The sequence below is a fragment of the Bartonella sp. MU70NMGDW genome (assembly GCF_042194085.1).
GTDB lineage: Bacteria > Pseudomonadota > Alphaproteobacteria > Rhizobiales > Rhizobiaceae > Bartonella > Bartonella grahamii.
The window spans coordinates 1-6229 of the sequence record NZ_JBHIMK010000092.1 but is presented as its reverse complement, the minus strand read 5'-3'; the positions used below and the strand labels follow the sequence as shown (position 1 = coordinate 6229).

At 37.6% G+C, this 6229-nt stretch carries 5 protein-coding genes and 1 tRNA gene; 1 reads left to right on the top strand and 5 read right to left on the bottom strand.

Translation table 11 applies throughout. The features are described 5' to 3' along the window. From ACFIKE_RS07810 to ACFIKE_RS07790, 5 genes are all read right to left on the bottom strand, one after another. Positions 1-149 (bottom strand): NAD(P)-binding domain-containing protein (locus ACFIKE_RS07810; protein ID WP_375649078.1); only part of this gene is annotated, 149 nt, incomplete at its 3' end. Positions 150-2084: 1935 nt separating this feature from the next. Then, positions 2085-3125 (bottom strand): DNA polymerase III subunit delta, encoded by a 1041-nt coding sequence (holA, locus tag ACFIKE_RS07805; protein WP_375649076.1) that lies wholly within the window; start codon positions 3123-3125, stop codon positions 2085-2087. A gap of 4 nt (positions 3126-3129) precedes the next feature. After that, complete coding sequence (locus tag ACFIKE_RS07800) at positions 3130-3924, bottom strand: ABC transporter ATP-binding protein (RefSeq protein ID WP_273787584.1); 795 nt, start codon at positions 3922-3924, stop codon at positions 3130-3132. Next, positions 3917-4813, bottom strand: coding sequence for an ABC transporter permease (locus ACFIKE_RS07795; protein ID WP_375626060.1), 897 nt, complete (start codon positions 4811-4813; stop codon positions 3917-3919). Before ACFIKE_RS07795 ends, ACFIKE_RS07800 begins: the two co-directional genes overlap by 8 nt. Positions 4814-4875: 62 nt before the next feature. Then, on the bottom strand, positions 4876-5853 hold the full coding sequence (locus tag ACFIKE_RS07790) for an ABC transporter substrate-binding protein (protein WP_375626061.1): 978 nt from the start codon (positions 5851-5853) through the stop codon (positions 4876-4878). 185 nt (positions 5854-6038) lie between these two features. On the opposite strand from ACFIKE_RS07790, the gene ACFIKE_RS07785 reads away from it, so the two are divergent. Continuing rightward, a tRNA-Gly gene (locus tag ACFIKE_RS07785) sits at positions 6039-6113 on the top strand. Positions 6114-6229: the final 116 nt, after the last annotated feature.

The window sequence follows — 6229 nt, the reverse complement described above, 5'->3', positions numbered from 1 at the left end:
AATTCGCGCGCTCTTTTCAAGGTTTCTGAACGACGTGTTGCAATAGAAATTTGAGCCGCAAGATTTTTCTTTTTAATAACTCTTGCTAAAGAAGATCCAATCAGACCGATTCCAATGAGTGCTATTTTTTCAAATTGAATATGGCGCATCTTTCACCTTCAAAGATTCTTTGCAAATGGCAATAAAAACAATTGTAAAATCATAATTTTCCTGTCTGTTTGTTCAAGAGTTATGCGTAAAACATTAAAAAACGACAACTAGGAAATAAAGAATAACGCAGTTTACCAATCATCACCTGCGCAAGCTGACAACAGATCATTTTACCTAGAAAATACATTAAAAATAAATGACGAGAAATCTAACATCACGCTCTAAAACTCCCACTTAATTACTGATCAAAGCGCATCACTGAAACAAAAATTAAATGCACTCTCAATTAAGATAACAACGACTCTACATAAAATCTCATCAATTTACTTTATCTTACTAAATCTTACTAATTTACTCACAAAAAACACATCAAAAGCGTAAGCAGACACCAACTCTTTCCAAATTATCCCAATACGTTCATTAATTTGTACATCAGACCTATATAAGAATGTATTACGCCTCCACCTACAACATCAACACAAGTTTTATGAATATTGAAAACACCGTAAAATAACGCATACAAAAAATACCATTAAAAACATTTTCCTCTCCCGATTCCTGATACCGTAAATCAAACAAATATGAGAAAAACACGCTCTCTCAATAAAGAAAAAGTTTGATAACAAAACACCGAATATCCCTTTAATGGAGCCATACCCCTCACGTAAAACAAAGCGCCCTAAACAGGATAGATTTGGATTGCAAATTCATGCGTTTGTTTTAAAAAGACATCTCTCTCCCCAGCCTATCTCACGACAGTGTTTGTAAATGTTATAACTATAAATCCATTAAGCACGACCCTCTTCACACTTAATAAAACACTATCATTATATTTGCCTACCTCCAATGTTGCAAAAACCCTTGGAATTTGAGAGCATTCATAAGAGGCATTTTTAGTGCTTTCTTGCACAGTTTTTATCCACACGCCCCCACTTATGACGTGCAAAAGACATCGTTTTGATTGACTCAATATGAAAAATGATGAGTTATAATAATAAACAATGGCTTGCTCTGTTTATGAGACACATTCATTGCTAAGATAATCATCTCTGTATCAAAAATAAAAATCTCCTCATAGGTACTGTCGTTTTCATCATAATCTATTTTGACTTTCTCCTCATCCCACGAAGATTCTTAGTTCATACCGATCTGCAAACAATTCATTTTCTTGTCTAAAAGATTCCACTAATTCACTATTTTAAGTGATTCAATTAATCTATAATATATTGATTTATAAATATAATAATTGTTTTTCAATTTGAATCATAACTTCAAATACGGTAAAATTCTTCCATCACAAACTCTCTTGTCTGCACGTCACAAGAAGACATGTGAGAAAAAAATGATGCAAAACGCTCTCTAATGCCAAAAACTGTAGCAAATTAGAGACTAGACAAATATATGATGATGCTCTGGCTTGCACTTTTATTAAGCGTAAAAATAGTGATGCTCTATGGATTTCATATTCTTCAAGGAGCACTTTACCATTATACCATTCACAAACGCCGTCGCGAAATAAATATGACGCGCATTGAGAAATATTTCTAAGAAAGCGCATGAATTTACCATACAAGTGTCTTCTGTTGTTTGAGATGCTCTGTTTTGCATGAGGGATGTTACCCCATTAAGGCGCTATGAACCAGCCTAATATTCACCCCATACTCACACAAAAAACACCGAATACGTAAATTTTGCCTGAGCCCTATATCACGAACCAACAGTGTTTTACGACACAACAAGATAATAAAACCGTGTAAAAACTGCCTTTCAAAGATAAATAATTTGTCTGAAGAAAAGTTTCTATAAAAATTTCAAGCTCTTCAAATGCAACTTCAAAACTACAACTAACCTCTACTTGATAACACAACAGTTTTAATTGCTTAAAATACCTCTGTGGCGTACTAAAAATAAAAAATCATCATATTTCTAAACTGTTAAGCTGCCATCTGGCGTCGTGCAATAATTGTAAGCCCTAACAAAACTTGGCGAATGATAGCTTCACCCAAAAGTGGATTTTTACGACTGTCTAAAACAGCACTCTGAATTCTTTCCATTGCATAAGAAATTTGTTCTAACTTCCAATATTTTAAAGCTTGCTCAACGATCTTTTTCCGTTGAAAAAAAATGGGAGGCCGTGCTTGAGAAACCACCGTAAAGGGCGATTTTCCTTCAACCTCTACCTGATAACGCAATAGCTGTAATTGCTGAAAATGCCTTTGTGCTGTACTCAAAATAAAAAAAAGCGCCCCATGCAATGCTGCATGTCGGTTAAAATGCGCTTCAAAGCCTGATATATCGCCCAATAAAAGAGCATCAATGACTTCATCTTGAGAAAGAGCACTGACATCGCTTACAACAGCTTTCACATCTTCAAGAGTAACGTGAGCATTTGCAGCGTAAAGACAAAGCTTTTCTAATTCACCTCGTGATACAAGGCGATCCGCCCCTAAACTTTCATGCAACCATCTACGTGCATCCAAAGAAACAGTCTTCTTAAACTTCCTTAAAACCTCATCAATCAAACCGTCAAGAGAACGCATATCATCTGCAAAACAGGGCAAAGCCATCGCTTTTGACGCCGTTTCAACAGCATTGCGCAACCCTGTTCCTTTTTTTAAATCCCCTGATTCAATGAGTATAAAACAAGCTTCTGGTGGCTTCTCAATTAAAAGTTTCAAGGCAGCAAGAAAACCTTTTTGATTAGCCGCATTAGAGATCCATATCAAACGGTCTCCCCCAAAAAGCGATAACGTACGCGCTTCATTTTCCAAACGTGCAGGATCTTTATCAATTTCAGCAGCATCCAAACGAACTGTCGAAAATGGATCTTCTATTGCTACCTTTGTAAGTTTTGCAAAACATTGTGCACGCTCACAAATAAGACCACGATCTGGCCCATAAATGAGAACAATAGGAAAAGCACGTGAAAAACGCGTTAAAAACTGATCAACTTCATGTGCTTTTTTCTGAGCCACATTATTAATCCATTAACAGTTCATCATCATCAAGAACTTCCCCGCGAACTTTCTGAAACATGCCAATTAAGTCATTGACATCCAAGCCCTTACGCTCTTCATGACAGACATCCAAAATCACTTTTCCACCATGCAACATCAAGGTGCGATCACCATAATCAAGAGCCTGACGCATAGAATGAGTCACCATAATAGTCGTTAACTTTTTATCTTTAACGATTTTTTCAGTCAAACGCATCACAAAATCAGCCATTCCAGGATCAAGCGCTGAGGTATGTTCATCAAGCAATAAAACATCCGCATGAGCTAATGTTGCCATCACAAGGCAAACAGCTTGGCGTTGCCCACCTGATAAACTGTCCATAGGATTATGAATATATGCTTCAAGACCAATGCCTAATTGAGCAATTTTTTCTCGAAAAAATTGCCGTTTCTCATGATTTAAAGCCGAGCGCAAACCACGACGACTTCCTCGAAGAGCAGCAAGAGCCAAATTTTCTTCAATTGTTAAAGAACCACAACTGCCTATCAAAGAATCTTGAAAAACACAAGCAACCTTTCCAGCGCGTTCACTGACTGACTGCCTAGAAACATTTTGCCCATTGATAACCACTTTCCCTGTTGAGGGAAGCGTTGCACCCGCTAAAACACTGAGCAAGGTTGATTTACCAGCGCCATTTGAACCGATAACCGTAACAAAACTACCCTGATCAATTTTAAGGTTAATATCAATTAAAGCCTGTTTTTCCAAAGGTGTTTGCGGTTTAAATGTAACCCCAACATGAGAAAACTCAATCACGTTTACGCCTCCTCCAATAGCGTGGCACAATAAGGGTTAAAATAACCAACAGTGAAGTAATCAACTGAAGATCTGTCGACGTATCAATACCAATTCCATTTGCCTCAAATGCAAATTGCACCGCCACACGATAAAGCACAGACCCCACAATACAGCTGATTATAATCCAAAAAATATTACGCGTACGAAATAAAGTTTCACCGATAATCACAGCTGCCAACCCAAAAACAATTGTTCCAATTCCACCGGTAATATCCGTTGCAATCGCAGTTTGAATATAAAGAGAACCACCAAGTGCAACACAGGCATTTGAAAGCCCCATACCAAAATAAATTAACGCCGACGTATGAACCCCTTGAGCTGTAGCCATCCGTGGATTAGCTCCCATTGCACGCATAGCAAGACCTATTTCGCTTTCCAAAAAACGCCAAATCAAAAACGCCACAACCAGCAATACAATACCAATGAAAAGAGGCCGCACAAAAATATCAGACAAACCAAACAGATTATAAAAGGGCGTTAACGCCGTATCAGCAAGCGCTAAATTAACATTAGATCCTCCCATAATTCCCATAATACGAAGATTAACCGTATAGAGCGCTGACATTGTTAAAATGGAAGCCAAAAGATTTAAAATACCAAAACGCAAATTCAACATAGCTGTTAATAAACCAGCTACCATGCCTGCACAAAAAGCACATGCCATAGCTGCCCATGCATTAAAACCTAAAAGAATCAAGACACCACAGACACAAGACCCAAGAAGAAATGAACCATCAACTGTTAAATCAGGAAAGTCCAAAACGCGAAAAGAGAGATAAACCCCTATAGCCACAAAAGCATAAATAAGACCTAATTCCACAGCGCCAGAAAACGCAAATATATTCATGTAAAGACAATCCCCATGAAAACTTAACGTATTTTATTGTATCAACATCCTATCAATGAAAGTCATTGAATCACTTTTGTCGCGCGATCAATAACTGCCTGCGGAATAACAATCCCCGCTTTTTTTGCTGCTTTCATATCAATTCGAATGTCATTATTAGCCGCCTGCACAACGTCAATATCACCAGGCTTTTCACCCTTTAGAATACGCACAACCAACTTCCCAGCATCACCCCCTACATCATAGAAATTCACACCTTGCGTCATAAAAGGCCCACGTCCGATAGAATTAGCATCAACAGTAAATATAGGAACATTTGCTTCCTGTGTGACCTTTACTGCACCCTCTAAAACAGAAAGAACAGTATTATCAGCAGGAATAAAAATGATATCTACCTTACCGATTAAAGCCCGTGTTGCTGCCTGAACATCTGAAGGTTTTGGTGCCGATGAAGGAACGATTTCAATTCCAACTTTTTTTGCCGCATCCTTTAACACCTTAAGTGTTGAAACAGAATTTGCTTCAGAAGCATTATAAAGATAACCAATTTTTTTCAAATCTGGTTTTACTTCTTGTAAAAGTTTAACACTTTCTGCAACATCTATACGATCAGAACTCCCCGTCACATTACCGCCAGGTTTGGTAAGCGAAGAAACGATTTTAGCTCCGATAGGATCAGAAATCGCCGCAAAGACGATAGGAATTGTTTTTGTTGCCGCAAGCATTGTTTGTGCTGAAGGCGTGGTAATCGCTACAATAACATCAGGTTTATCACCAACAAATTTACGTGCAATTTGCGTTGCTGTTGAAATATTGCCTTGCGCTGATAAAAAGGTGAGCTGAAAATTTTCACCTTGCTTATAACCATTTTCCGCAAGAACATCTTCCACACCTTTACGAACGGCATCCGCAGCAGGATGGACCATAATTTGTGTGAGTGCAACTTTAATGTGTTTAACTTGGTCATCCGCTTTTGCAACACTGTTCATCATAAAAACAGCTGCAATGATAATCCCCAATATATTTATTCTCTTCAACATTATATTCCACCCCTCTCTATGCAAAATTAAAAAAGGAATAATCTATTACTGAAGAATCTTATAAAATCAATCTTTATTTCATTTTATTAAAACATGGACAAAATAAATCAAACTAAAATGATATTTTTTTGTTGCAATTCGTAGAAGCCTACGCCATACAGGCAAGATATATATCGAATCGGTAAGCGGGTGTAGCTCAGGGGTAGAGCACAACCTTGCCAAGGTTGGGGTCGTGGGTTCGAATCCCATCGCCCGCTCCATTGAATTTTGTATTTATTCGTTCTTGCGTGGAGCTGTATTGTAGCTTGCCAGCGGGTTTTGTATATTTTGCCACTAGGTTTTGTACCAATTTATTTTTTTTCAAAGAGTTTTAAAG